Origin of the sequence: Comamonas sp. CMM02 (genome assembly GCF_014851485.1) — a bacterium.
GTDB classification, from domain to species: Bacteria; Pseudomonadota; Gammaproteobacteria; order Burkholderiales; family Burkholderiaceae_C; genus Comamonas; species Comamonas avium.
In genome coordinates this window covers 820,625-847,325 of the sequence record NZ_JACUZW010000001.1, presented here as the reverse complement: position 1 = coordinate 847,325, position 26,701 = coordinate 820,625, and the positions used below count along the sequence as shown (strand labels likewise).

General features: G+C 58.3%; 20 protein-coding genes and 1 riboswitch. Of the genes, 14 read left to right on the top strand and 6 right to left on the bottom strand.

Annotation, left to right across the window (positions count from 1 at the left end):
• Positions 1 to 158: 158 nt before the first annotated feature.
• Both IB213_RS03890 and IB213_RS03885 read right to left on the bottom strand, forming a co-directional pair.
• Positions 159 to 1,379, bottom strand: coding sequence for an RES family NAD+ phosphorylase (locus IB213_RS03890; RefSeq protein WP_192405448.1), 1,221 nt, complete (start codon positions 1,377 to 1,379; stop codon positions 159 to 161).
• 920 nt (positions 1,380 to 2,299) lie between these two features.
• The gene (locus tag IB213_RS03885; RefSeq protein ID WP_192405447.1) at positions 2,300 to 2,473 is read right to left on the bottom strand and encodes a hypothetical protein; all 174 of its coding nucleotides are present in this window, start codon (positions 2,471 to 2,473) and stop codon (positions 2,300 to 2,302) included.
• A gap of 786 nt (positions 2,474 to 3,259) precedes the next feature.
• On the opposite strand from IB213_RS03885, the gene IB213_RS03880 reads away from it, so the two are divergent.
• A complete protein-coding gene (locus IB213_RS03880; protein WP_192405446.1) occupies positions 3,260 to 4,768 on the top strand; it encodes a DASS family sodium-coupled anion symporter in 1,509 nt (502 codons plus the stop codon).
• Positions 4,769 to 5,713, top strand: a complete 945-nt coding sequence (locus IB213_RS03875) for an L-lactate dehydrogenase (RefSeq protein ID WP_191723527.1) — start codon at positions 4,769 to 4,771, stop codon at positions 5,711 to 5,713.
• A gap of 378 nt (positions 5,714 to 6,091) precedes the next feature.
• On the opposite strand, the gene IB213_RS03870 is transcribed toward IB213_RS03875, so the two are convergent.
• Positions 6,092 to 6,757, bottom strand: coding sequence for a GntR family transcriptional regulator (locus IB213_RS03870; RefSeq protein ID WP_318244916.1), 666 nt, complete (start codon positions 6,755 to 6,757; stop codon positions 6,092 to 6,094).
• A 250-nt stretch (positions 6,758 to 7,007) separates the two neighbouring features.
• Here IB213_RS03870 and IB213_RS03865 point away from each other — a divergent pair, with 250 nt between their 5' ends.
• Genes IB213_RS03865 through IB213_RS03845 form a run of 5 tightly spaced genes read left to right on the top strand, consistent with a single transcriptional unit; the run spans position 7,008 to position 12,036 of the window.
• Positions 7,008 to 8,051, top strand: coding sequence for a TRAP transporter substrate-binding protein (locus tag IB213_RS03865; protein WP_192405445.1), 1,044 nt, complete (start codon positions 7,008 to 7,010; stop codon positions 8,049 to 8,051).
• Between the two features lie 60 nt (positions 8,052 to 8,111).
• On the top strand, positions 8,112 to 8,738 hold the full coding sequence (locus IB213_RS03860) for a TRAP transporter small permease subunit (RefSeq protein WP_192405444.1): 627 nt from the start codon (positions 8,112 to 8,114) through the stop codon (positions 8,736 to 8,738).
• Positions 8,735 to 10,018, top strand: coding sequence for a TRAP transporter large permease (locus tag IB213_RS03855; protein ID WP_192405443.1), 1,284 nt, complete (start codon positions 8,735 to 8,737; stop codon positions 10,016 to 10,018). The genes IB213_RS03860 and IB213_RS03855 overlap by 4 nt, the downstream gene beginning before the upstream one ends.
• Before the next feature lie 27 nt (positions 10,019 to 10,045).
• Positions 10,046 to 10,723 carry a DUF2848 domain-containing protein gene (locus IB213_RS03850; RefSeq protein ID WP_191723523.1) on the top strand — a complete coding sequence of 226 codons (678 nt, stop codon included), beginning with the start codon at positions 10,046 to 10,048 and terminating at the stop codon, positions 10,721 to 10,723.
• A 14-nt stretch (positions 10,724 to 10,737) separates the two neighbouring features.
• A complete protein-coding gene (locus tag IB213_RS03845) occupies positions 10,738 to 12,036 on the top strand; it encodes an amidase (protein ID WP_192405442.1) in 1,299 nt (432 codons plus the stop codon).
• A 157-nt stretch (positions 12,037 to 12,193) separates the two neighbouring features.
• Here the strand turns inward: IB213_RS03845 and thiC are convergent, their stop codons facing one another.
• Positions 12,194 to 14,122 (bottom strand): phosphomethylpyrimidine synthase ThiC, encoded by a 1,929-nt coding sequence (gene thiC, locus IB213_RS03840; RefSeq protein WP_192405441.1) that lies wholly within the window; start codon positions 14,120 to 14,122, stop codon positions 12,194 to 12,196.
• Between the two features lie 307 nt (positions 14,123 to 14,429).
• Positions 14,430 to 14,551, bottom strand: a riboswitch (TPP riboswitch).
• A gap of 292 nt (positions 14,552 to 14,843) precedes the next feature.
• Between thiC and IB213_RS03835 the strand changes: the two genes are divergently transcribed.
• The 7 genes from IB213_RS03835 (at position 14,844) to IB213_RS03805 (ending at position 23,793) form a co-directional block, all read left to right on the top strand.
• A complete protein-coding gene (locus IB213_RS03835; RefSeq protein ID WP_191723520.1) occupies positions 14,844 to 15,782 on the top strand; it encodes a LysR family transcriptional regulator in 939 nt (312 codons plus the stop codon).
• A gap of 90 nt (positions 15,783 to 15,872) precedes the next feature.
• Entirely contained in the window at positions 15,873 to 17,297 is a 1,425-nt protein-coding gene (gene tcuA / locus IB213_RS03830) for an FAD-dependent tricarballylate dehydrogenase TcuA (protein ID WP_191723519.1), read from the top strand.
• 3 nt (positions 17,298 to 17,300) lie between these two features.
• Complete coding sequence (tcuB, locus tag IB213_RS03825; protein WP_192405440.1) at positions 17,301 to 18,512, top strand: tricarballylate utilization 4Fe-4S protein TcuB; 1,212 nt, start codon at positions 17,301 to 17,303, stop codon at positions 18,510 to 18,512.
• Between the two features lie 78 nt (positions 18,513 to 18,590).
• Complete coding sequence (locus tag IB213_RS03820; protein ID WP_192405439.1) at positions 18,591 to 19,568, top strand: tripartite tricarboxylate transporter substrate binding protein; 978 nt, start codon at positions 18,591 to 18,593, stop codon at positions 19,566 to 19,568.
• Positions 19,569 to 19,909: 341 nt separating this feature from the next.
• Positions 19,910 to 21,019 carry an acyltransferase gene (locus IB213_RS03815; protein ID WP_225214146.1) on the top strand — a complete coding sequence of 370 codons (1,110 nt, stop codon included), beginning with the start codon at positions 19,910 to 19,912 and terminating at the stop codon, positions 21,017 to 21,019.
• Positions 21,020 to 21,125: 106 nt separating this feature from the next.
• Entirely contained in the window at positions 21,126 to 21,713 is a 588-nt protein-coding gene (locus tag IB213_RS03810) for a hypothetical protein (RefSeq protein ID WP_192405438.1), read from the top strand.
• Between the two features lie 154 nt (positions 21,714 to 21,867).
• A complete protein-coding gene (locus IB213_RS03805) occupies positions 21,868 to 23,793 on the top strand; it encodes a radical SAM protein (RefSeq protein WP_192405437.1) in 1,926 nt (641 codons plus the stop codon).
• Between the two features lie 189 nt (positions 23,794 to 23,982).
• Here the strand turns inward: IB213_RS03805 and IB213_RS03800 are convergent, their stop codons facing one another.
• On the bottom strand, positions 23,983 to 25,536 hold the full coding sequence (locus IB213_RS03800) for a DHA2 family efflux MFS transporter permease subunit (RefSeq protein WP_192405436.1): 1,554 nt from the start codon (positions 25,534 to 25,536) through the stop codon (positions 23,983 to 23,985).
• Positions 25,537 to 25,544: 8 nt separating this feature from the next.
• Positions 25,545 to 26,690 (bottom strand): HlyD family secretion protein, encoded by a 1,146-nt coding sequence (locus IB213_RS03795; RefSeq protein ID WP_191723512.1) that lies wholly within the window; start codon positions 26,688 to 26,690, stop codon positions 25,545 to 25,547.
• Between the last annotated feature and the right edge of the window lie 11 nt (positions 26,691 to 26,701).

Genomic DNA, 26,701 nt, shown 5'->3' with positions numbered 1-26,701 from the left:
TTGGACGATTTAGTGGGTAAAGCATGCTCTGCAGCCAGCACAGAAGTTGCTAAAGAGCCCACAACAGGCCTTCGTGATTCGATGTGATCGGCTTCTAGGCCCAAAGCCGGCTGTCAGCTCTTATGCTTGCGGTCATTTCTGAAGCCGACGAAAGCAAGCTATTTCTCCAAGCCTCGGCGTGCCATTCCGTGTAGCAGTGTTGTCAATGGGCTATCCTCATCTCTGATGAACGCATCTTCAACATAGTCCTGCGGAAGGACTGGCATCTCAGCTAGTCTGTATTCCAGGGAAACCACTTCCTGAACCCCCTCACCACCCGCGACCATCTCGAATGCATCGCTGGCGAAACAGCTAAGGTTAGTTCCTGCACCGACGCTGCTTTTGAACGTCAGTCCTTCGAAACCATCCACCCGTATCGCATCGGAGAAGAGTTGCGTGATTGCATAAAGGGCGCGGTGCTCAGGCTGCACGGGTACATTGAGCACATCCGCAATCGACAGAATTTTACGGAGGTCTTCCAGTCTCCTGTCGCTCAAGAAATTTCGGATGTCGTGCTTGGCGAAGTTCGCCACTCGCAAGTCACGTTTCAGCCGAAACTTCGCCGTCGAAATCAGATGGCCCGGATGAGGCCGGAGCTCCGCTACTGCGGTCTGCGTGTCAGACGCTAGGTAGAGAATGGAGACACGAGCACGGTTGAAGCGCCCCTCGGTAGCTACCGAGACAGGGGGTTTATCAATGTTTTTGCCCGTGTACGGGAGGTACCGAAAGTCTTGACCATCTTGCAGGTAAATGCGCTTGCGCTTTAGACGAGACTGTACGCCGACTCGGGCACGGAAATACTCCGTACCCGCTGGAATGACGTACGAAAGGTCATCTCGCAGCGACTGAATGAGGGCCTTGGCACTGGGCTCCATCTCGAACCAGTTCCGCTTGAGGGCATCCGAGACTACGTTTTCGACAGTTGCGTCTCGACTGTCCCGCAAGCCTTCCAGGATACCCCCATCCCAGTACCCACCGCCTAGCGAGATGTCATCTTCTGATTCTGGGTACCAGCCAGTCTCTTCCATCGTTAGGAAAGTTTCCTCAAACTCACTGAGCGATGCGCTTTCGTCAAGGTTGAAAATGGCATTGCTCTTAAAAATAAGCATCTCGAGCGATATATCGCCGCCGATGTGGTGGTTGTAGTCCCACTCAGAGAAGTTCAGCCGAATTAAGGCACGAAACGTTCGCTTAATTCGAGTGTCCGACGCAGGCAGCGCTCTACCGCCCTTGTGATGGCAGATCGGGCACACATCAATAACGTTACCGCGCTCTTGAAGCTCCAAGCGCAGCTCGTTATCAGCAACGCAGTACTCGCACAGAAATGGTTCATTCAGCATGAGGCTATGTTACCGAGCTGAACTAGGCGAAGACCTCTGCAGCACAGCGACTCCATGCAACTCATGAACAAGGAAGAGCGTCAAAGCCATATACTCGGCCGACACTCGATCTCAGGCAACTTAATCTGAGATAAGCAAAGTCGCTAAAGACGATTTCTCTGATCTACCAACTTCAATTGGTGACCACCTTGTGTCGTAGAGATCAACGCCTGCTTCTGACCGCATTCGACTGTTCACGTGACGCTTGGCCACATCAGCATCGCATGATGCTTACTTGAAGACGCACGCTGAATAGCGCCCCCACCAACGAGTAAGTTAGGCCTGCCATGCCAAGCGCCAAGGCGAGCGCGATGGCAATGCTGGTGGTGACCATGAGCCTGATATTACCGGCGCAAAGGTGTCGCCAGCCTGCGCACGGGCCAGCATCCGGCAGCACGGCGGATTCATGCTTTTCCAGCCATTCCCGGGATGGGTTCGGGAAAAGCGTAACCTCCGTAATTAGCCCATCAAATCGCCTGCAAACCCGCATGAATGCTGGGTTTCGTAGGTTACAGCTTTCTGTAATTCAGCGTAATCCAGATTACAGCGGCTTCGCAACTCATTGTTTTTATTGATTTTTCTGTTTGCGAGAGATTACTTTGAATTCTGTAATCTGATTACGCTCAGGTTACGGAAAAATTACAACAAGCACTTCTCCGAAAGCATTGATAGAAAAGGATCTCCAGGTTAGCGATTGCTCTGATTACGCAGATTACACTTTTCCCGACCCCTCCCCGGAATTTTGGCGGAACTGTATTTCCTCAAGGGTAAACCCTTGTTTTCTGCTTAAATGCTTATTTATTCATCAATGTTGGCGGGCATGAAAAAGCCCCGTTTCCGGGGCTGGCCATGAGATCGGAGTCGGCTCAGAAAAGAGCGGTCTAACCGCCCAACTCAAACACCCAGCAGCGCACCGCCTTGCCCTGGTCATCGCCTGCATTTCGGGTCTTGATCGCGCTGTTGATGACGCGGCTGGAGTCCACAAAGCGGCGCGCTTTGCTGGTACGCAGCACCTTCTTGAGCTCGGCCAGCGGCGGCACTTGCTGGCGGTGCAAGCTGCCCTATCAGTTGCCGCGCTTCTTGTGCATGCTCACTGCTTGACCGGCAGCTTGGCGCGTTCGCCCAAGGACGCACTACCCACAGCAATGCCATCCAGATTTGGACGTGAGAGGGGTCAACAAAAAATTTGTTGGTACTTTTGTTGGTATGTTCAACTTACCAAACGACAGATCCAAGCATCCATGCGGATTTCAAGACTTAATTCGTGTGCCACAGCCGCGCCTTTCAGGCACTTTTTCTTTTTCCTCTATCGCTCTGTCTACTATCAAATATTTGAGATTGCCCCACACTGGACCGATCCCTGCCAGCTGTCTGTTGGGATGCCTGCTTGCTGTATCTCAATTTCTTTTTTCAATCTCATACCACTAGCTTGCCCCATCTACCGGGCCTGCCACCAGTCATGCAAAGCCTGAGCTTCATCGCTCAGGCTTTTTTGCATCTCGGCCTCAATAGGAACTGCTGATAAAGTCCTCCCCCCCGCAAAAATCACAATGTGGTGCACGGCTTTGCAGGTGACAAGGTCTTCGGTGCTTCATGCCTGACTGCTCATCAGGCGGGCTTCGATTTGCAGGCACAACTGGCTTGCCATTTCTCGCTGTCGCAGGGGTCAATGCACAGCCAGCACTGGCACACAAGGCTGCAGCGCAGGCGAAGCCACCCACTCCCTTGACACACATCAAGATTGCATAGAAAAACACCTCTTATCTGAAGCATGGGGCTGTGCACAAGAACTAGCATAGTTCCAACCAATCTGATGGTTTTTACTCTTGCGAGGAACTCATATGGCATCTATGCCTGCACCCGAAACCGGCCCGATCACATCGAAACCGGAACCTGATTCAAATAGAAAGCTAGCCTATCTGCTGCTGGGCCTGGTGCTGTACGGCATCGTTCTGGCCCTGCCCCAGCCAGCCGGACTGACGGACTCGGGCCAGGTGGCTCTGGGCCTGCTGGTACTGGTGGTGGTGCTGTGGATCAGCGAATGCGTATCACCCGCCAACAGTGCCGTGGTATTGACCGGTGCCGCCGTGCTGGGGCTGATGGGGACATCACTTACCGAAGGCGGCAAGGTGATGAATTCATCGGCTGCGCTGAGCACCATGCTCACCGGCTTTTCGTCCACCGCTGTACTGCTCGTGGCTGCCGCGCTGTTCTTGGCTGTAGCGCTCAAGCACACTGGGCTGGACAAACGCATCGCACTGATCGTGATGAGCAAGATCGGCGTATCGCCAGCCCGTCTGATACTGGGGGCCATGATTGTTGGCTTTGTGCTGGCCTTGTTCATCCCATCTGCCACCGCCCGCGTGGGTGCAGTGATTCCCATCATGATTGGCATTACTGCCGCTCTGGGGCTGGCTGTGAACAGCTCGCTGGGCGCCACGCTGATGATCGTCACCGCCAGCGCTTGCTCCATCTTCAACATGGCCATCAAAACCGGCGCTGCACAGAACATCATCAGTCTGGACTTCATGCAGCAGGCTTTTGGCCGAACTATCACATGGGGCCAATGGTTTGTGACGGCGCTGCCCTTCACCATCGGCATGTGCGTGGTGCTGTTCTTTGCGGCACTGTGGATTTTGCGCCCCCAGGTGCCTGCAGGTGAAGACATGGCTGGCAAGCTGCGCCAGCAACTGGCCGAGCTGGGCCCGGTCACCGCCGTGGAAAAACGCCTGATCGCCGTGGCTGCATTGCTGCTGGTGATGTGGTCCACCGAAGGCATGCTGCACCCTTTTGACACCACCACCACCACCCAGATCGGCATCGCTCTGTTGCTGATGCCAAAAATTGGCGTGATGCACTGGTCGCAGGCTGAAAAGCTGGTGCCTTGGGGCACGATCGTGCTGTTTGCAGCGTCTATCTCGCTGGGCAATTTGCTGTCCAAGACCGGTGCGGCTGGATGGCTGGCACAGCAAACGCTGGGCCAGATGGGCCTGTCTGCGCTGCCTGTCGTGGCGGTGATTGCGGCGCTGTCGGTGTTCAGCATCGTGCTGCACTTGGGCTTTGCTTCGGCAACCGGTCTGGCCAGCACCTTGATCCCCATCATGATCGCTTTCACGCAGACCCTGCCCGTCAGCCCTGAAACAGCTTTCGGCATCGTAATGATTCAAAGCTTTGTGGTTTCCTTCGGCTTCATCCTGCCCACGAATGCGCCGCAAAACATGCTGTGCTACGGCACCAATGCCTTCAACACGGCGCAGTTCGCCAAGGTGGGGATTGTGGTCACGCTGGCTGGCCTGGGGTTGATTTTGCTGCTGTCCGCCACGCTGTGGCCTGCTATGGGAGTGCTGTAAATGGGTGCACGTATTGGCATTATTGGCGCTGGCCAGGTGGGTGCGGCAGCAGGTTATTTGCTGTCGGCCACGCCCGGCATCAGCCAGGTCATTTTGGTTGACCAGAACGTTGCCCGCGCTGCCGGCGAGGCGGCTGACATTGGCCACGCCGCTGCCTTTGGTACGGCTGCCCGCGTCAGCGAAGGCGACTATGCCGATCTGGCCGGAGCCTCGGTGGTGGTCATTACTGCGGGTGCCAGCCTGAAGCCCGGCCAGACGCGCCTGGAGTTGCTGCAGCAGAACCTGAAGATGACGGACACCATCATCGGCCAGATTCTGAAAGTGGCCCCCGATGCCGTGCTGCTGTTCGCCACCAACCCGGTGGACGTAATGCCCGCCATCGCCGTGCACCGCTATGGGCTGCCACCGGGCCGTGCAATTGGCACCGGCTGCTCGCTGGACTCGATCCGTTTTCGCGACCGGCTGGCCGATTACCTGGGCGTGGCACCACCCTCTATCCACGCCTATGTGCTGGGTGAGCATGGCGACTCGTCTGTACCCAACTGGAGCAGCGCCCAAGTCGCTGGCATGCCCGTTACGGCTTTTGCGGCACAAGTGGGCCGCCCGATTGATGCGGCCATGCAACTGCAAATTGCCGAAGATGTACGCACCTCGGCCTACCGCATAAAGGCGGGCAAGGGTGTCTCCAACTTCGGTATTGGCGGCTGTATTGCACGCCTGGTCAAAGCCATCGTGGCCGATGAGCAATCGGTGTTTGCGGTGTCCACCTGCATGCCTGAGCTACTGGGCGTGCGCGACACCTGTGTCTCCCTGCCCCACCTGATCGGCGCACGCGGAGCCTCTGCCCCGTTCATGCCAACCCTGGATGCCGCCGAAACCGAGGCACTGCGCAGCAGCGCTGCCTTGCTGTCCACCACCATCGCCGATGGCCTGCAATTGTTGTAAAACCATAGCAATCAACAAAAAGCCAGCTCCTAGTGAGCTGGCTTTTTTTATCTCATCAGAGCATTGCCTTGCTGCTTGAACAACTTCTCAGTGACAGAAGGTACTGCGGTTTTATGCGGTCATAAGCTGCCTTGCAGGACAGCAGGATGGCCTGTTGAGCACACTGCTTTATCCACACTGCAATGCATGGAGACAGCACGCATGCAATCACCATCGAAATAAAAAAGAGCCGGAAGCAGTCAGGAATCGCATGGAGTGATCCGTTGTCTCCATGTCAGTTTCACATCCATCACCACCGGGCGCTGTTGCATTAACCGCTTCACACAAGCCGGCACTGTGGCTTGGACTGATTGATGCCACAACAACGCACACACCCCATCAGGACCGGGCATTGATCAGCGCATTCCTGAACGACAGCACATGGTCAGAAATTGCTTGCTGCGCAGACTCGGCATCCCCTTGCTCCAGCGCATCCACAACCAGCTCATGCTCATCTTGAACTTCATTCATATGCCCGCTGCTGGAAAGAGAAATTGCCCAGAAACGCTGTGAACGGGCATGCAGCACACGCAAGACATCGATAAGCACAGGATTGCGAGATGCAGTGGCCAGCACTTCATGGAACATGCCATCCAGGCTCATCACCTCAGCCACAGCGCGATTGGCCACGGCCTTGTTGTACGCCAAATTGATGGAACGCAGCTGCTCAATCTCTGCCTTGGTGATGTTCTTTGCCGCCAGTTTCAGGCACAGTTTTTCATTGACAAGACGCACATCAATCATGTGCAGCGCGTCATCAATCGACAGAGGCGAGACCATCACGCCCTTGCGGGGAATGATCTGTATCAGCCCTTCGTTGCCAAGTCGATGCAGCGCATGGTTGATGGGTGTTCTGCCCATGTCCAGATCGCTCATCAAAACGGCAGTATTCAGGTACTCACCCGGTTTGTACACAAGGGTAGTTAAACGCCCATGCAAAAGCTCATAGGCCTGCTCATTTTGCGAAACAGCTGAACCTCTTTTATTGACTTGTCGGGGTATCACACGTATCTCCGTTGTTCCATTCAGCTTGCAGCAATCTTATAAAAATTTCTGACTGGCATGTTTCTCGCTTTAGCAGCATTGTCGCTATTGTGAAATTTCACAACAATTTCAGAAAGAAGGGAAAACCCTCTTACAACTGAAAGAGTTCTTCTTCTAAAGTTGCAGTGAAATTTCACAGTAATTGCAGATTGGTGCATCACCGCACCATTTGTGCTCATCCTGGCCTCAGGCTTTCTGAAAGGACATCATCATGAAACGTGCTCTCTCTGTTTTTGCGCTTGCCATTGCATCTTTCACTCCTGCAGCACAGTCAGCTGATCTGCCTGCAACCAAGGTGAAAGTCGTTGGGGCTCTGAGCAATCTGACTCTGTACAACGATTTTGAGAAGCCTTTCTGGACCAAGACCATCCCCGAAGCCTCGGGCGGCAAGGTAACTGCCGACATCAAGGGTTTCAATGACATGGGCCTGAAGGGGCCTGAAGTCATTCGCTTGATGAGCTCCGGCGTGATCGAGTTTGGCACTTCAACGCTGGCCTACTTCGCAGCCGACAACCCCATCAATGAGGCCATCGACCTCGCAGGTCTGGCCACCGATGTAAAGACCGCGCGCGCAGTGACAGATGCATTCCAGCCTGCCTACGAAAAGTTCTATGGCAACCAGGGCATCAAGGTGCTGGGCATGTCCACCTACCCCGCACAGGTGCTGTTCTGTAACGCCGATATCAAAGATCTGTCTTCCCTGAAGGGCAAGAAGGTGCGCACTTCCAGCCGCACTCAGGCTGAGTTTGTGGAGGCTCTGGGCGGTCACAGCGTGACCATGGCTTTCGGCGAGGTAGTGCCTGCGCTGCAAAACAAGGTGGTGGACTGCGCGATCACTGGCTCGCTGTCTGGCTACTCCGCCAAGTGGTACGAGGTCTCTACCCACCTGTACGCACTGCCCATCAACTGGAACCAGCAGATTCACGCAGTGAACAAGAAATCCTGGGACAAGCTCAACCCCGGTGTTCAGGCGCTGATCGCGGACAAGTACAAGACCCTGGTCAATGACATCTGGGCTGGCGCGGCAAAACAGACCCAGGAAGGCTACGACTGCAACACAGGCGCAGCTGCTTGCAAGGAAGCCGTGAAGGGCAAGATGGTTCTGGTCCAGCCGACCGAAGCTGACAAGGCCGCGCTGAAGCAGATCTTTGAAGAGAAGGTTCTGACCAAGTGGGCTGCTCGCTGCAACGCGCAATGCGTGGGTGATTTCAACGCAACGATCGGCAAGGTCGTGGGCCTGACAGCAAAGAAGTAATTCTTCTTTAAACAGCATGAAATTGGCGGATTCGTCCGCCAAGCTTTAAAGGGACGAGTCATGAACTTAGCTGCACAAAAACAGTGGGCTCCGCTTCGCTTGGCCAACGTACTCTCACAGTACGCGGTCTGGGCAGCAGGATCTCTTCTCATTGCCAGCGTCTTGCTTATCTGCTTTGACGTTGTCGCCCGCAAGTTCTGGAACTTCACCACCGGTGGTGCCGATGAACTTTCAAGCTTTGCTTTTGCCATCAGCACCAGCTGGGCACTGGCCTTTGCCACCCTCCAGCGCGCCAATGTGCGTGTGGACGTGCTCTACCAGAAACTGCCCCTCAAGCTGGCTGCGTTTCTGGACTGGCTTTCTGTCGTGGCTCTGGGCGTTTTCATGGTCTTTCTGACCTACTACGCCTGGGACGTGCTGGCCGCTTCATGGATACAAAGCTCCACGGCCAACTCCACCATGGCAACGCCGCTTTGGATTCCACAGGGCATGTGGTTCATCGGTCTGGCCTGGATGTGCATCGTGATGACCTTGATGCTTGCCCGATCGTCTTACCTGCTGGTGACTGGTGACATCGGTGCATTGCAGCTGTTGTGCGGTGTTCGCTCCGCACAAGAAGAAGCGCAAGAAGAGGCCGCCAACGGCGAGCGTTTGATCCAGTCCGAGAGAGAGCAGGTGAAAGCATGATTGCAACCGCAATGACCATTTTGCTGGTGCTTATCGGGTTGAGTATCCCGGTTGGCGCCGCCCTTGGCGTTCTGGGCCTGACCCTGGACCCCATGTTTTCTGAGCTTCCGCTGACGCGAGCACTTGGCGAAATTTCATGGAACTCCAACAACGAGTTCCTGCTGGTCGCCATTCCTTTGTTCATCTTGCTGGGCGAGGTGCTGCTGCGCGCCGGCCTGGCAGAGAAGATGTACCAGTCCATGAGCCTGTGGCTGTCGTGGCTGCCCGGAGGCTTGATGCACGCCAACATTGGTGCGTCCACGCTGTTCTCGGCCACTTCCGGCTCCAGCGTGGCCACTTCTGCCACCGTAGGCACTGTGGCTATTCCACAGATCAAGAAGCACGGCTACAAGGAATCCCTGTTTCTGGGCAGCCTGGCTGCTGGTGGCACCTTGGGCATCTTGATTCCGCCGTCGATCAATCTGGTGCTGTACGGCGTTCTCACGAACTCTTCCGTGCCCAAGCTGTATCTGGCCGGCATCATCCCCGGCTTCATGCTGGCGGGGCTGTTCATCCTGACGATCATCATCGCCTGCGTTCTCAAGCCTCAATGGGGTGGCAAGAAGATCCACGCCAGCTGGGGTGAGCGTTTTCGCAGCCTGGTGAACCTGCTGCCTCCGCTGGGCATCTTCTTTTTGGTGGTGGGATCGATCTACGCAGGTCTGGCAACCCCTACAGAGGCTGCTGCGCTGGGCGTGTTCGGTGCGCTGGTGCTGGCGGCGTTCTACCGCCGCCTGTCTTTGAACATGCTGCGCGAAGCTGTCGAAGGCACCATGAAGTCCACCGCAATGATCATGCTGATCGTGATCGCCGCGGCCTTCTTGAACTTCGTGATGTCGGCAACGGGTTTGACCAATGCGATTACTGACTTCATCGGTGGCCTGGGTCTGTCTGCAGGCTGGATGTTGCTGGTCCTGGTGATCTTCTATCTGGTGCTGGGCTGCTTCATGGAAACGCTGTCCATGATGATCACCACGATCCCCATCGTGGCCCCCGTGATGATCGGTCTGGGCTACGACCCCGTATGGCTTGGAATCATGATCATCATTTTGGTTGAAGCCGCCTTGATCACCCCACCTGTGGGCATGAACCTCTTCGTCGTGCAGAGCTTGCGCAAGTCTGGCTCCATGAACGATGTGATCGTGGGTTCACTGCCCTTTGTCGCAGCCATGTTCGTGATGCTGCTGCTGCTGGCCCTCTTCCCGGCCATTGCCATGTGGATGCCCACCACCTTCGGCTAACTGTTTTTGAAATCATTGGAAATACAAATGCAAGCTACCTTCAACATCGAATCCAAAGGGCAGACCCGTGCCGTGGAAGTTGAACTGAACCACCTGATCGTTGCGGGCTGGGCTGGCCGTGACATTGCCGCCATTGAGCACCACATCGAAGAGCTGGCCGCCATTGGCGTGCCGCGCCCAACCAGCGTTCCCCTGTACTACCGCATTGGTGCAAACCAGTTCACGCAAGAGCCTGTGGTGCAGGTCGTGGGCCCGCACTCATCCGGTGAAATCGAAGCACTGGTGTTTGAAGCCGAAGGTCAGCTGTGCCTGAGCATTGCCTCTGACCATACAGACCGCAAGCTGGAGGCTTACAGCGTGGCCTTGTCCAAACAGGTGTGCGCCAAGCCAGCGGCCAAAGACGCTTGGCTGTACGCTGATGTGGAAGAGCACATCGACTCCTTGATCCTGCGCTCCTGGATCACTGAAAATGGTGAGCGCAAGCAGTACCAGGATGGCCCCATGTCTACCCTGCGCACACCGCGCGATCTGATCAGCGGCTACGACGGTACATTTGCGCAAGGCACTGTGATGACCTGTGGCACCGTTGGCGCTATCGGTGGCATTCGCCCATCGACAGTGTTCGAGATGGAGCTGCACGATCCGGTGTTAAACCGTTCGCTGCACCACCGCTACGAAATTGAAATCCTTCCCGAAGTTGCCTGATAAAGATTGCAGCCATGTCCAAACATTGTGTTCAACGAACCGAAGCAGCGCTGCAAGCCATTGCCGCTGCTGGTGATGAAGGTGCTCGCATCTTCGTCAAGGTTTACACCGCATCCGCAAGGGCAGAGGCTGCAGCAGCCGACGCCCGTGCCGCAGCTGGCATCTCTTTGAGCCCTATCGATGGCCGTATCGTGTCGATCAAAGACCTGTTTGATGTGGCTGGCGAGCCCACTACCGCTGGCTCCAAGGTGCTGCGCACAGCACCACCGGCCCAGCAAGACGCGGTCATCGTGCAGCGCCTGCGCTGTGCAGGCGCTGTGATCATTGGCAAAACCAACATGACCGAGTTCGCCTTCTCGGGCATCGGCATCAATCCGCACTACGGCACGCCTGGCAATGCCAAGGATGCAAGCCGCATCCCCGGAGGCTCGTCTTCTGGTGCGGGTGTTGCTGTGGCACGCGGCATGTGCGAGATTGCCATTGGCTCCGACACCGGAGGCTCCATCCGCATTCCCTCAGCGCTGAACGGCGTCACCGGCTTCAAGCCCACGCAGGCGCGGGTGACACGCGAAGGGGCATTGCCCCTGTCGTACTCGCTGGACACCGTTGGCCCATTGGCCAATGATGTGCTTGACTGCGCCAAGACCGATGCCGTACTGGCTGGCCAGAAATGGGAGCCATTGATTGTGCGAAGCGTTGATGGCCTGCGTGTAGGCATCCCTCGTGGCCTGCTCTTTACGCATGCGGATGAGCAAGTGCTTAAAGCGTTTGAATCAGCGTTGGGGCAGTTGACAGCCAGCGGCATCAAAGCCGTGGACGCGGATCTGGACCACCTGCTTGGCGCGCCATTCAAGCTCCAGGAGAACGGCACCTTGATTGCCTGTGAGGCGGCTCAGATCCACCAGGAGCTGTTTGCCAATGGCACAGACGATCAGCTGGACGAGCTGGTCAAAGCACGTATTACCCGTGGGCAAACGGTTGCAGCTTCACACTACGTTTCCGTGCAGCAAGCGCGTGCCAAGTTGCAGCCGCAGCTCGATGCGGCCATCGCAGACTTCGATGTACTGCTGCTGCCAACAGTTCCAGTCGTTGCTCCGACGATTCAAAGCCTGGACGACGCGGCAGAGTTCAATCGCACCAACATGCTGGTTCTGCGCAACCCGTCCGTCTTCAACTTCTACGACCTGCCTGCAGCTTCTATCCCATTGCCCCGCTCTCAAGGCGAGTTGCCAGTGGGCCTGATGGTCGTTGGCAAGCGAGGTGCTGACCGCGACTTGCTGGCGCTCGCCCAAGCCATCAGCGCCAGCCTCTAAGCCCTAAAGAAACGCCCTCTCCAAACTGCAAAAGCACCGAGAGCCACGAAGCGCGCACTGCTGATGGCAGCAGCCATTTCAGTCGCGCTTCGTGGATGTCTCAGTGCTTTCAAAGCGGACGCCCAGCCACCTGGGTCAGTCATCCGCTACATGCGGCTTATGCCTGCACTTTGGTCAATGGAATGTAGAGCTGCCCACCCGTGCGGTTAAATTCCTCTGCTTTGGCCTGCATGCCAGCTGCAATGCCCTGTCCCTCAGCCAGCCCCTTGGCGGCTGCGAATTCACGCACTTCCTGCGTGATTTTCATGGAGCAGAATTTGGGGCCGCACATAGAACAAAAGTGAGCCACTTTGGCGCTGTCCTTGGGCAGGGTTTCGTCGTGAAAGGCGCGGGCCGTGTCAGGGTCCAGGCCCAGGTTGAATTGATCTTCCCAGCGGAAGTCAAAGCGCGCCTGGCTCAGTGCATCATCGCGTGAACGTGCACCCGGATGGCCCTTGGCCACATCAGCGGCGTGCGCCGCAATCTTGTACGCAATGATGCCTTGCTTGACGTCATCACGATCGGGCAAGCCCAGATGTTCCTTGGGCGTTACGTAGCACAGCATGGCCGTTCCCATCCAGCCAATCATGGCCGCGCCAATGGCCGATGCAATGTGGTCGTAACCGGGAGCAATGTCGATGGTCAGCGGGCCCAGTGTGTAAAACGGCGCTTCGTGGCAAGTTTTGAGCTGCTCGGTCATGTTGGCCTGAATCATGTGCAAAGGCACATGCCCGGGGCCTTCGATCATGGTTTGCACATCGTGCTTCCAGGCCACTTGCGTCAGCTCGCCCAGCGTAGCCAGTTCAGCAAACTGTGCTTCATCGTTGGCATCAGATGCGCAGCCGGGACGCAGACCATCGCCCAGCGAGAAGCTCACGTCGTACTGCTTCATGATGTCGCAGATGTCTTCAAAGTGCTCGTACAGGAAGCTCTCGCGGTGGTGTGCCATGCACCACTTGGCCATGATGGAGCCGCCACGCGAGACAATGCCCGTACGGCGCTGCGCCGTGAGGTGGATATAGGCCAGACGCACACCCGCGTGGATGGTGAAATAGTCCACCCCCTGCTCGGCCTGCTCAATCAGTGTGTCGCGAAAGATAGGCCAGGTCAGGTCTTCGGCAATGCCGCCCACCTTTTCCAGTGCCTGGTAAATCGGCACCGTGCCAATTGGCACAGGCGAGTTGCGCACGATCCAGTCACGCGTGGTGTGAATGTTCTTGCCGGTGGACAGATCCATCACGTTGTCCGCACCCCAGCGAATGGCCCAGACCAGCTTTTCCACTTCTTCTTCGATGCTGGACGTCACGGCAGAGTTGCCGATGTTGGCGTTGATCTTGACCTTGAAATTGCGGCCAATCGCCATGGGTTCAATTTCGGGGTGGTTGATGTTTGCCGGAATGATGGCGCGGCCACGGGCCACTTCGTCACGCACAAACTCAGGGGTGATGATTTTTGGAATGGAGGCGCCCAGACTGTTACCGGCCAGACGCGCTTCACGTGCGGTGTCTTGCTGGTATTGCTGCATCCACTCGCGGCGACCGTTTTCACGCAGCGCCACATATTCCATCTCCGGCGTGATGATGCCGCGCTTGGCGTAGTGCATCTGGGTCACGTTCTGGCCAGATTTAGCGCGGCGCGGCTGGCGCTGCAGTGCGGCGGCTTCTGCGCGCAGTTGCGCGACGCGGTTGTCTTCTTCCCCGCGCTTGCCACCATCATCGAGCGCCATGCGCGGGCGCCCCACGTAGAACTCGCTGTCGCCCCGCGCCTCAATCCATGCACCGCGCACGCTGGCCAGCCCTTGGCGCACGTCGATCTGCGCCTGAGGATCGGTGTAAGGGCCGGATGTGTCATAGACACTGACCTGCTCGCCGTTAGTCAGTGCAATATCACGCACCGGCACGCGCAGCTCAGGGTGCAATGCGCCGCTGAGATAGCTTTTGGTGGATGCAGGAAAAGGCTGCCGCGACTGGGCCAGCAGCTGCGCAAAACGAGTGGCATCTGGTGCATTGCCAGCAGCGGGGGTAAAGATGGAATCGGGTGCGTTCATCGCGGTCTCCTCAAAGGCCAAAGCGGGGATAAAGCGCTCCGAGGAATGCGTGGCTCTGATCTGGCCGTAGCTTGCGATGGACTGCGTCCATCACAGACCACGGTGCACCTTGGTGAAGCAAGAGATACCAAGGGTTCGGTATCGTCTTTACCAACCAGAATCTGCTGATTCCGGCCATGGCTGACGCGCCATGAGGTCAGTCCATAAAAGACAAAACCCCAGTGCGCGAGGCGCCTGGGGTGTGCTGTGCCGCATGAATCACGGCCAAGGACATGGAGATGCCATCAAGCTGTCATTCACTGGCCCTGCGTCAGGGTCCCGCTCTTCTTACGCCGGTATGAACCGGATCAAGTTCGTCGGGTTCGCAAATCAGAGATTTTTCAATCTCTTTTTACATCTCAGCGCTTTCGCACACCCCGGAGCTGCTCAAAGTATACCGACCTTTGGCAGCAACAGCGCATGCTGCATGCGGCCCCCTAGGGGTAAAACTTTTTCACCCTCGGCCATTGCACCAGCTGGTGCACGTGCAGCGGCAGGTATCCTGCCTAGCCCTTTGAGATGGAAGCATTGCAGCCATCAAAAACCTTGCGATGTGGAAAATTCGCCAAGTCATACGCGTTACTCACATGCACAGCACTGCAAGAACAGACTATGTTCACCGCTGTGTAATCCAAGCTTTGCACAGCGGTGCCACATTCCCCACTCAAACCCCAGACAGACTATGGAACTGCGTCAGTTGCGCTACTTTGTACGCGTTGTAGAACTCGGTTCCATGAGCCGTGCAGCACTGGATCTGAACCTGGTGCAATCCGCACTCAGTCAGCAAATCAGCCGCCTGGAAGGTGAGCTGAGCACCCGCTTGCTGCAACGCACCAGCAAAGGCACGGTTCCGACCGAAGCGGGCATTGCCTTCTTTCACGAAGCACAGCTCACACTGCGCCATGCCGAGCAGGCCATTCGGGCTGCACAGCAAGCACGGCTGTCCGGCGCGGTGAGCATTGGCCTGTCTCCCACCATTGCATCGGTGCTGGGTCTGCCACTGATGAAAGCCATGCGTGAGCGCTATCCCGAGGTGCGCCTGCACATGGTGTCTGCCCTCTCCGGGCACCTGACCAGCCTGCTCAATGCCCGCCAGCTGGATCTGGCCATCTTGTTTGATGACAAGAATGCAAGACGCTGGAGCGTGCTGCCGCTGCTGGAAGAAAAGCTCTACCTCATTCAGTCCAGGCAGCACCCTGTGTGCCCGCACACAGCCACCACCAGCATGGCGCAGCTGCGGGGCGTGCCGCTGATCCTGCCATCGGGCACGCATGGGCTGCGCTACTCCATCGTTACTGCGTTTGCGCACGCAGGCATTCCCTTGAACATGGCACTGGAAATTGATGGTTTGCCCCTGCTGATGGAAGCCGTCATGGCGGGCATGGGGGCCACCGTACAGCCGTGGTCTGCCGTCAAGCTGCACCACGCCGCTGAAGAAATGTTTCAGTGGTCCGAAATCATTGACGGACAGGTGCGCCGCCCCGCCATGCTGTGCGGTCTGTCTGAGGACGAGCTCTCACCCGCCGCGCTGGCTGCCCGGGTGGTGCTGCTGGACTGCACCAGGCAACTGGTCAGCAGTGGCGCATGGGCAGGCGCGACGCTGAGTCATCACGAAAACTGATACCCCCATTCCATTTGCCACCTGCCTCACCCTGAACGTTCTGCCTAGAGTTCACATTCCCCACGAGTGAGACTGCAAGGAGAGAGATTCATGGACACCGATGTTCTGGTCATCGGTGGTGGCAATGCCGCCCTGTGTGCCGCGCTGATGGCGCGCGAAGCAGGTGCGCGCGTGCTGCTGCTGGAGTCCGCACCGCGCGAATGGCGCGGCGGCAACTCCGCCCACACCCGCAACCTGCGCTGCATGCACGATGCACCGCAGGACGTGCTGGTAGAGGCCTACCCCGAAGAAGAGTACTGGCAAGACTTGCTCAAGGTCACAGGCGGTATCACCAGCGAACATCTGGCCCGCATGGTGATCCGCGCCTCCTCCACCTGCCGCAGCTGGATGCGCAAGCACGGCGTGCACTTTCAGCCACCACTGTCTGGTGCTTTGCACGTGGCACGCACCAACGCGTTCTTCATGGGCGGTGGCAAGGCGCTGGTCAATGCCTACTACCGCAGCGCTGAAAAACTGGGCGTTGAAATTCGCTACGAATCGCCCGTGGATCGCCTCGATATTGAAGACGGTGTCTTTCAAGCCGCATGGGTCAACGGCCAGCGCATCACCGCAAAAAGCTGTGTGCTGGCTGCCGGCGGGTTTGAATCCAACCGGGAGTGGCTGCGCGAGGCCTGGGGCCAGAACGAGCGCGGCGAATGGTCGGCAGACAACTTCATCATCCGCGGCACTGCGTTCAACAAGGGCGTACTGCTTAAACACCTGCTCGATGATCACCAGGTCGATGGCATTGGCGACCCTACACAGGCACACATGGTGGCCATTGATGCCCGCGCCCCGCTGTATGACGGCGGTATCTGCACCCGCATTGACTGTGTCTCGCTGGGCGTGGTGGTCAACCGGGATGCACAGCGTTTTTACGACGAGGGAGAAGATTTCTGGCCCAAGCGCTATGCCATCTGGGGGCGCCTGGTGGCACAGCAGCCGGGGCAGATTGCGTATTCCATCATCGACAGCAAAGCCATTGGCCGCTTCATGCCGCCCGTGTTTCCCGGTGTGAAGGCAGACAGCCTGCCCGAGCTGGCCCACAAACTGGGGCTGCATGTCGATACCTTCATGCACACCCTCAATACCTACAACAGTGCCTGCAAAGTCGGCAAGTTTGACCACACCGCACTGGACGATTGCCACACCCAGGCCCTGACACCGGCCAAAACCCACTGGGCACGCCCGATTGATACCGGGCCGTTTTACGGCTACGCGCTGCGCCCCGGCGTGACGTTTACGTATCTGGGCCTGAAGGTGGACGACACCGCCGCAGTGCGCTGGAGCAACCAGCCCAGCCCCAACCTGTTTGTAGCGGGCGAGATGATGGCTGGCAACGTGCTGGGCAAGGGCTACACCGCCGGTGTTGGCATGTCGATTGGCACCGCCTTTGGCCGCATTGCCGGGCGCAATGCAGCGCTGGCTGCTGCTGGAAAAGACGCCGTACACGGCGCTGTGAAAGACGAGGTTTAAGCCATGAGCATCGAATCCCTGCAAGCACTGGGCCAAGAGGCGCAATCCTTGGCCGCAGGCTCTGGCGGCAAAGTCATCCCCATTCTGCCCATGTCCGCCGCCGAAGATGAAGTGGCGCGCTCCATGCAGATTTGCAACGCCTGCCGTTATTGCGAAGGTTTTTGCGCTGTGTTTCCGGCCATGACGCGCCGCCTGGAGTTTCTCAAGGCCGATGTCAATTACCTGGCCAACCTGTGCCACAACTGCGGTGCCTGCTTGCATGCCTGCCAGTACGCACCACCGCATGAATTTGCCATCAACATCCCCAAGGCCATGGCCCAAGTGCGAGGGCAAACCTATATCGACTACGCCTGGCCACCCGCGCTGGGCCAGCTGTACAAGCGCAATGGCTTGACGCTGTCGCTGGCACTGGTCGCCGCCCTGACACTGTTTCTGGTGCTGGGTGCAGTACTGCAAGGCGGTGGCCTGAGCGCACTGTGGGGGGCTGATCTGGGCGCCAACTTCTACAACCTGTTCCCGCACAACCTGCTGGTGGGCATGTTTGCACCTGTCTTTGTGTTTGTTGTGTTTGCCCTGTCCATGGGGGTGCGCCGCTTCTGGAAAGACATCAAGCCGGCCACCAGCGGGGCCGATGTCAGTGGCGCGGCAGCCACTGAAGCCACCAGCGATGTGCTGCGCCTGAAGTACCTCGATGGCGGGCACGGTGAAGGCTGCCACAACGAAGACGATGCCTACACGCTGCGCCGCCGCCGCTGCCACCACCTGACGTTCTACGGCTTCATGCTGTGCTTTGCAGCCACCTCGGTGGCCACGCTCTACCACTACGTGTTCGGCTGGGCCGCCCCTTATGACCTGCCCAGCCTGCCCAAGCTCTTGGGTGGCGTGGGAGGTGTGATGCTGACGCTGGGCACTGCGGGCTTGTGGATGCTCAACCGCAGCCGCCACCCCATGCACGGCGATGCAAAGCAAAAGCCCATGGACCTGGGATTCATTGCCCTGCTGTTCCTCGTTGCCACCAGCGGCCTTGCTCTGTGGTGGGGCCGTGCAACCCCGGCACTGGCGCTGCTGCTGTGCCTGCATCTGGGTGCCGTCATGGCCCTGTTTGTCACGCTGCCCTACGGCAAGTTTGCTCACGGGGTATTTCGCACCGCTGCCTTGCTGCGCCACACCACCGAAAAGCGCCAGCCCAACCCCATCGGACTGGGGGCCGATTAGCCATCCGTTTTCCCTTTGCTTTCCCCCTGCTTTCCTCTGCCACTTTCATATTCATAAGACAACACAAGGAGACCCACCATGAAAAAGCGCACATTGATCCAGGCAGCCGCACTGGCTGCGACATCACTGGCATTCACAGGCCATGTTCTGGCCCAGGACTTTCCGCCCAAAAAACCCGTCACCATGGTGGTCGGCTTTGCACCAGGCGGTGCCGCCGACGCCGCAGCCCGCTTGATTGCCAAGAAGCTGGGAGAAAACATTGGCCAGTCGGTGGTGGTGGAAAACAAGGGCGGTGCGGGCGGCAACATTGCCCATGGGCAGGTGGCCAACGCGGTGGCCGATGGCTCGGTGATTTTGTTTGGCTCCGTCGGCCCGCTGGCGATTGCCCCGCACCTGATGAAGCTGAACTACGACCCTTTCAAGGATCTGGCCCCGCTGTCCGGGGGCGTGAACTTCCCTAACGTACTGGTGGCACACAAAGGCGCAGGCGTGAAGAATCTGCAGGAGTTCGTCGCGCTGGCCAAAAAATCTCCCGGCAAGGTGGATTACGCATCCACCGGTGCTGGCTCGGCCTCGCACCTGGCAGGTGAGCTGTTCAACCAGCGCGCTGGCGTTGAAATGGTGCACGTTCCCTACAAGGGCGGCGCGCCAGCTTTGCAAGACCTGCTGGGCGAGCGCGTCACCAGCTACTTTGCAGCGCCCCCCACCGCCCTGCCCCACGTGCAGACCGGCAAGCTGATTCCGCTGGCCACCACAGGCCTGACACGCCCGGCCTACATGCCCGACATTCCGACCGTTGCTGAAGCGGGCTACCCCGGTTTTGAAGCCCTGAACTGGTACGCCTTTGTTGCGCCCAGCAAGACCCCTGAGCCCATTTTGGAGCGCTGGAATGTGGAAATCGTCAAAGCCCTGAACGACGAAGGCGTGAAAAAAGCCCTCAACGACCATGGCCTGACACCCCAGCCCACTACACGCAAGGAGCTGGCAGCCTTCATCAAGAAAGAATATGACCAGTGGGGCCGTGTCGTCAAAGAGCGCAAGCTGGCTGACAACTAAAAACACCCCCGAAGTTTTCCTTCTTTGACAGCCACCTCAGGGTGGCTTTTTTTATGCCGGCAGTCTTACCTAAAGTAAGCATGCGCTTTCAAAACAAACCTCTCAAACAAATCATCTCATTGGCTAGCAACGCAACAAACCATGCGCCGGTTGCGCACGCAGTTTTTCGCAATGGGAGCCGCACCGCTCAACGCCTGATTACAGAAAAAATAGCCTTGTTACGGAGCACTTGCCGCGTTTTCTTCATACTTTCGCAGCAAGGTTTTCCCTGATTGCAAGAAATAACAAAAACGAGCGCGGCCATGTCTCCTCTGGCCGGGCCAAATGAAAGGTGTTTAGTTTTGACAGAGTCAGTATTCAAACTGCGCTACAACCCTGCGCTGGATGGATTGCGCGGCGTAGCCATCATTTTGGTGGTCTTGTCGCATGCGCACGCGCCCCTGTTTGACGGCGCTTTTTTTGGGGTCGATCTGTTTTTTGTGCTCAGCGGCTTTTTGATTACCTCGCTCTTGCTGCAAGAGTTTCACACCAATGAGCGACTGGATTACTGGCGCTTTTACCGCCGCCGCTTCTTTAGGCTGATGCCCGCACTGGCATTGTTTTTGGCCACATATTGTGTCGTTGCACCATTCCTGTGGCCTGAGCTCAATGACATCTACTCCGATGCGCTGGTGTCCCTGCTCTATCTGGCCGATTACGGGATTGCCTTCTTTGACAGCCCCGATACATTGCTGCACATGTGGTCGCTCTCGGTCGAGGAGCATTTCTACCTGATCTGGCCACCACTGCTGGTATGGCTGCTGCGCAAGACTTCACCGGGTCGCGTATGGGCACCGCTGCTGGGGCTGTGGGTGCTGAGCACGCTGTGGCGCGTGTTCTGGGTGTTCCAAGAGCAGGCGTTCTATGAAATTTTCTTCCGCTTTGACACACGCGTCTCGGGCCTGATTGCCGGGGCACTGCTGGCTGCGCTGATGGTGGAAAAGCCCAAGTGGATCGCGTACCTGCAGTCCTTGCGTGGCTATACCATGTGGCTGGTACTGGCTGTGCCACTGATCATGGAGCTGAAATGGGACGACCAACACGCCATGCTGTGGGGCATCACTGTGGTCGAGTGCGCAGCCATCGTATTGCTGCTGGCAGTACAAAAGCCCGAGGGCTTGGTGTATGAAATGCTCACCGCCCCCACGCTGCTGCAACTGGGCAAACTGTCTTACGGTGTTTATCTGTGGCACTACCCTGTGGTGCGCTTTCTGCGCGCGGACTATTCTTGGCCAGTGACCGTCATCGGCGCACTGGTGATCTCTGCAGCGCTGTCTGCCCTGTCTTTCTATACGATTGAGCGCTGGGCCATGCGTTACCGCGATGGTCGCAAACCCGTGGCCAACGCTCCACGCCCACAGCGTGAGCGCCGAGATCCACGCATGCACGAAGCCTCGCACCACTCGTCCTGAGCGTACGGGCGAGCTGTTTGCAAAGGGGGATGCCACGGCATCCCTTTTTTTGTGCGTTCAACTTAGAATCTGCCCCTAAATCCCGTGCTAACAAAGAGCCAACGCCATGAATTTGCTGTGGAAAAAAGACATCCCTGGCGCACAGAAGATACACATCGGCACCTTCATGCTATGGATGCTGGGCGCTTTGGTGCCCATCTTTTTTCGCAGTTTTGTCCCTACGCAGCAGTGGCAAAAGATGGCGTGGGGCATCTCTTTGCTGCTGACCGCTGTCAGCGCAATCTGGCTCAGGGCCTTGTACCGCAAGAACCTCTGGCGTCCTTCTGGCCCTTGGCTGACTTACGGACCTTTCAAACGCTTGCTCATGGCGCCGCTGTGCATGGCTTTTTTTGTGGTCGTGGTGTGGCTGAATGTAGCCGTCACGTTGCCACTGGGCTATACCAGCTTGGTGCATGCCAAAGTCACACGCTCGGCCACCGTGGAGAAAAAGCGTGGCTCAGGGCGCTCTTGCAAGCACCAGATCGAGATTCCCGACATGCGTTATCTTTTCTTTGAATTCTGTGTGAATGCAGATAACTTTGACACGCTCCCCAAGGGCCCTGTGCCTGCAGAGCTATCCATCCGCCGCAGCTTCTTTGGCGATCACATCCATGCGCTGCGGCTGAACGCTGCGGCCCAAAGCGCTGCACCTTGAGGACACCGCCCACCAACGCTTTGCAAAAGCACGCAAAACCTCGCCCCGGCAGCTTTATGCCAAGCCAGCGACAATAGCACCTTGCCCTGCTGACCAGCCGGGCTTTTGTTTTGGTTTTGCGGCACTGCCGCGCTTCTGGCCTGCTTGACTGTTCATGACTGCTACTGCCCCTCGCGTGCTCTCGTTCATCCCGCCGATGACGCAGCTCAACACGCCTTACCCATCCACCGCCTACATCACAGGTTTTTTGCGCTCGCGCGAGGTGAATGCGGTGCAGGAGGACCTGGCGCTGGCGCTGGTGCTCAGGCTGCTGTCCAAAGAGGGGCTGGAGCGCATCATCGATCTGGTGCAAGCCCAGTTCGACGAGAACCCCGAGCGCATGTTCAGCCCCGCCGTGCAAAGCTTCATGGGCCAGCGCGACCGCTACACCGCCACCATCAACCGGGTGATTGCGTTTTTGCAGGGCAAAGACAGCACGGTGAGCCACCGCATCGTCAGCCGCAGCTGGCTGCCTGAAGGCCCGCGCTTTGATGCGCTGGAGCATTACATGGACGATGGCTCGGGCGACCCCATTGGCTGGGCCTTTGGTGCCTTGGGCCAGCAAGACCGCGCCAAGCACTACGCCACGCTGTATCTGAACGATCTGGCCGACGTGATCCGTGATGCGGCCGACCCGCGCTTTGAATTTGTGCGCTACGCCGAGTCGCTGTCGGGCAACCAGCCCACTTTTGACCCACTGGCCAGCGCACTGGCCGCCGCACCCACGCTGGTGGACGAGGCCTTGATTGACCTCACGCGCAAGGCCATCTGGCGCCACCGCCCTACGGTGGTATTGCTGTCCACGCCCTTTCCCGGTTCGGTCTACGCGGCGTTTCGCATTGCGCAAACCATCAAGGCCGAGTTTCCGCACATCAAGCTCATCTTGGGTGGCGGCTTTGTCAACACCGAACTGCGTGAGCTCAACGAGCCACGCGTGTTTGACTACTTTGACTTTGTCACGCTGGATGCGGGCGAGCGCCCTCTGCTGGCGCTGCTGGAGCACCTGCAAGGCGAGCGGGGCCAGTCGCGTCTGGTGCGCACCTTTGTGCGCGATGCAGAGACGGGCAGCGTCAAATACATCAACATGATGGAAGCCGACATTGCCTTTGCCGAAGTGGGCACGCCCACTTGGGACGGCCTGCCGCTGCACGACTACCTGTCGCTGCTGGACATGCTCAACCCCATGCACCGCATGTGGAGCGATGGCCGCTGGAACAAGCTGACCATTGCCCATGGCTGTTACTGGAAAAAGTGCAGTTTCTGCGACGTCAGTCTGGACTACATCAGCCGCTACGAAGGTGCCAGCGCTGCCGAGCTGGCCAACCGCATTGACGCCATCGTGGCCGAAACCGGCCAGACCGGTTTTCACTTTGTGGATGAAGCTGCGCCGCCCAAGGCCCTGAAGGCGCTGTCCAAAGAGCTGATCGAGCGGGGCACCGAGATCAGCTGGTGGGGCAATATCCGTTTTGAAAAAACCTTTACGCCAGAGCTGGCCGAGCTGATGGCCGACAGCGGCTGCATTGCCGTCTCGGGCGGGCTGGAAGTGGCCTCCGACCGCTTGCTGGAGCTGATGAAAAAAGGCGTGAGCGTAGAGCAGGTAGCGCGTGTGACCAAGGCGCTGACCGATGCCGGCATTCTGGTGCACGCCTATCTGATGTATGGCTTTCCCACGCAAACCGTGCAAGACACGGTGGACGCGCTGGAATACGTGCGCCAGCTGTTTGAAAACGGCTGCATTCAAAGCGGCTTTTTTCACCGTTTTGCCTGCACCGTGCACTCGCCCGTGGGCCAGAACCCGCAGGACTACGGCGTCACCCTGCCCCCCCAGCCCAAGGCCACATTTGCGCGCAATGACATTCCGTTCATTGACGCCACCGGCGTAGACCACGACAAGCTGGGCGTTGTGCTCAAAAAGGCCATCTATAACTACATGCACGGCATTGGTGTGGAAGAGGACGTGCGCAACTGGTTTGACTTCAAGGTGCCCAAGCCCACCGTGCCACGCAACAAGATTGCCAAGGCACTGGCAGCCAAACAATAAACACTCGATAACAAAAACATAGCTGCAATCGCTTACCCAATGGACTTTTCAGATATAAAACTATCTGAAAACCTTATGCAGCAAGCGTTAACAGCTACCAAATTAAAAAGCCACATTACTGCTGCATGCAGCCACACACAACAAAGCCCGCAATTGCGGGCTTTGTTGTCAGGGCGGCGCTGCAGCGCCTCAATGCCCGCCCGCGCCCGGTGCCACCACGCGCTGCGGCTTGGGGGCCAGCCAGATCACGCTGGCCGCCAGTACAAAGCAGATGGCAATCACCGTCATGATGTTGTTGGTGGCCAGCATCACGCTCTGGTTGGTGACCAGGTGGTCCAGCGTCTGCAAGGCCGCCTGCGGCGTCAGGCCAGATTGCTGCAAGCCTTGCAGCACCTCGCCGGAGCGATCGGTCAGCCCGACCAGTTCGGCGTGCTGGCGCGTGGTTTCGTTCTCCCACTCGGTATTGACCATGGATACCGCCGCTGCGCCCGAGAGCGTGCGCAGGAAGTTCATCAAGCCTGCAGCGTTGTCCATCTCGTGCGGCTCCACGCTGGCCAGAGCCAAGCCGGTGGTGGGGATAAAGAAGAACGGCAAGCCCCAGCCCATCAGCATCAGCGGCATAGCGATGTCCCAGTAGCTCATCTCGGTGGTGGCCACCGTGCGCCACATCGTGATGACACCCAGCCAGAACACCCCGCCAAAGATCAGCTTGCGCGGGTCGACCTTGGCAGACAGCCCTGCCGCCATGGGGGCCACCATCAGCGCGAACAGGCCGGTCCACGCAGTGACCTTGCCCGACTGCGTGGCCGTGTAACCCATGAAGCTTTGCAGCCACAGCGGCGTGAGCACGTTGGCGGCAAAAAATGCAGCAAACGCCAGACTGATGGTGAGCACACTCATGCTGAAGCCCCGGTGCCGGAACACGCGCAAATCCACCACCGGGTGCTCTTCATGCAGCTCCCAGATCAGGAAGGCCACAAAGCCCACCACGGCCACAATCGCCAGCGTCACGATGGTACCGGAGGCAAACCAGTCCAGATTTTTGCCCTCGTCCAGCATCAGCTGCAGCGCGCCCACCCAGGTAAACAGCAGCACCAGCCCCACCGTGTCGATGGGGTTTTTGAGCTTGGGCAGCTCATAGCGCTTGAGCAGGTTCCATGCCGCAAACGCACAGCCAATGGCCACGGGGATGTTGATCAGAAAGATCCAGTGCCAGCTGTACTGGTCGCAGATCCAGCCCCCCACAATGGGGCCCAGCACAGGAGCTATCAGCGTGGTCATGGCCCACAGCCCCACGGCGGCTGGTGCCATGCGTGGCGGAAAAATGCGCAGCAGCAGCGTTTGCGACAAAGGCATCAATGGCCCGCCTGCAAAACCTTGCAAGATGCGCGCAAACACCAGAAAGCCCAGAGAGTTGGCCAGCCCGCACAGCAGCGAGGCCACGCCAAACAAGCCCATGGCCGTGGCAAACACCCGCACGGCACCAAAGCGGGCGGCCAGCCAGCCGGTCAGCGGCACGGTTACGGCCTCGGCCACGGCATAGCTGGTAATCACCCAGGTGCCCTGGCTGGTGGTTGCGCCCAGGTTGCCAGCAATGCTGGGCACAGAGACGTTGGCAATCGTCATGTCCAGCACGGCCACAAAATTGGCCGCCGCCAGCACAATGGCCGCCAGCCACAGCATGCCGCCCGTCAGTGGCTGACCACCAATGGTGATCGCCCCGTCGTTATTACGGTCACTCATGGCGGTGCTCACTGCACGGCGGGACCGCTGCGGGTGTCAACCGTGGCCGTCATCGACAGCCCCACCCGCAAAGGGTGCTCTGCCAGCTCTTGCGCATTGAGCTGAATGCGCACGGGCAGGCGCTGCACCACCTTGATCCAGTTGCCGGTTGCGTTTTGCGCAGGAATGGCGGCAAACGCGGCACCCGAGCCACCGCTAAAGCCCACCACCGTTCCGGTGTAGGTCACATCTTTGCCGTACAGGTCTGCATGCAGCTGCACGCTCTGGCCGGTGCGCACCTTGGGCAGCTGCACTTCCTTGAAGTTGGCATCGACGTACATGTCCTGCAGCGGCACCACCGACATCAGCGGTGTACCGGCCTGCACGCGCTGGCCAATCTGCACGCTGCGCTTGGCAACCACACCGTCCACCGGGGCGCGCACAGTGGTGCGGTCCAGATCAACCTGGGCCTGGTCACGACGGGCCAGCGCCAGCAATACCTCAGGGTTGTCTTCGGCGGTGCTGCCTTCAATCAGCGTGGCGTTCACTTGCTTGGCTCCAATGGCGGCTTCGTGGTTGGCCAGTGCCTGCGCCTGTGCAGCCAGCGCAGCCGCCAGTTGCGACTGGGCCGCTGCGAACGCGTTTTGTGCGTGCGTCAGCTCATCTCCCGAGACCGAGCCGCTTTGCGCCAACGCCTGACGGCGCTGCAAATCGACTGTGGCGCGCGCCATGTCAGCCTGCGCTGCAGTCAGCTTGGCGGCAGCGCTTTTTTGGTCGGCCGCACGGGCGGCAATCTGCGCTTTCAGGCCACCGTCATTGGCCACATAGCCTTTCACGCGGCGCACTGCGCGGGCCAGCTCGGCCTCTGCCTGCGCCAGGCTGAGCTTGGCGTCGGTCGGATCAATACGCACCAGCACATCGCCTTGCCGTACGGCTTGCGTGTCTTTCACCAGCACCTGCAGCACCGTGCCCCCCACCGAGGGGGTGACCTGTGCCACCTCCACCGCCGCGTAGGCGTTGTCGGTAGAGACAAAGTTGGAGGCATGCAGCCACCAGTAGCCGCCGGCAATGGCAGCAGCCACCACGGTCACACCGGCCAGGCCCAGCAGCATTTTGTTGCGGCGCTGTTGGCGCGCCACGGGATTGGCGCTCACGGAAGAAGCGTTTTCAGTCATAAAAACCTTGC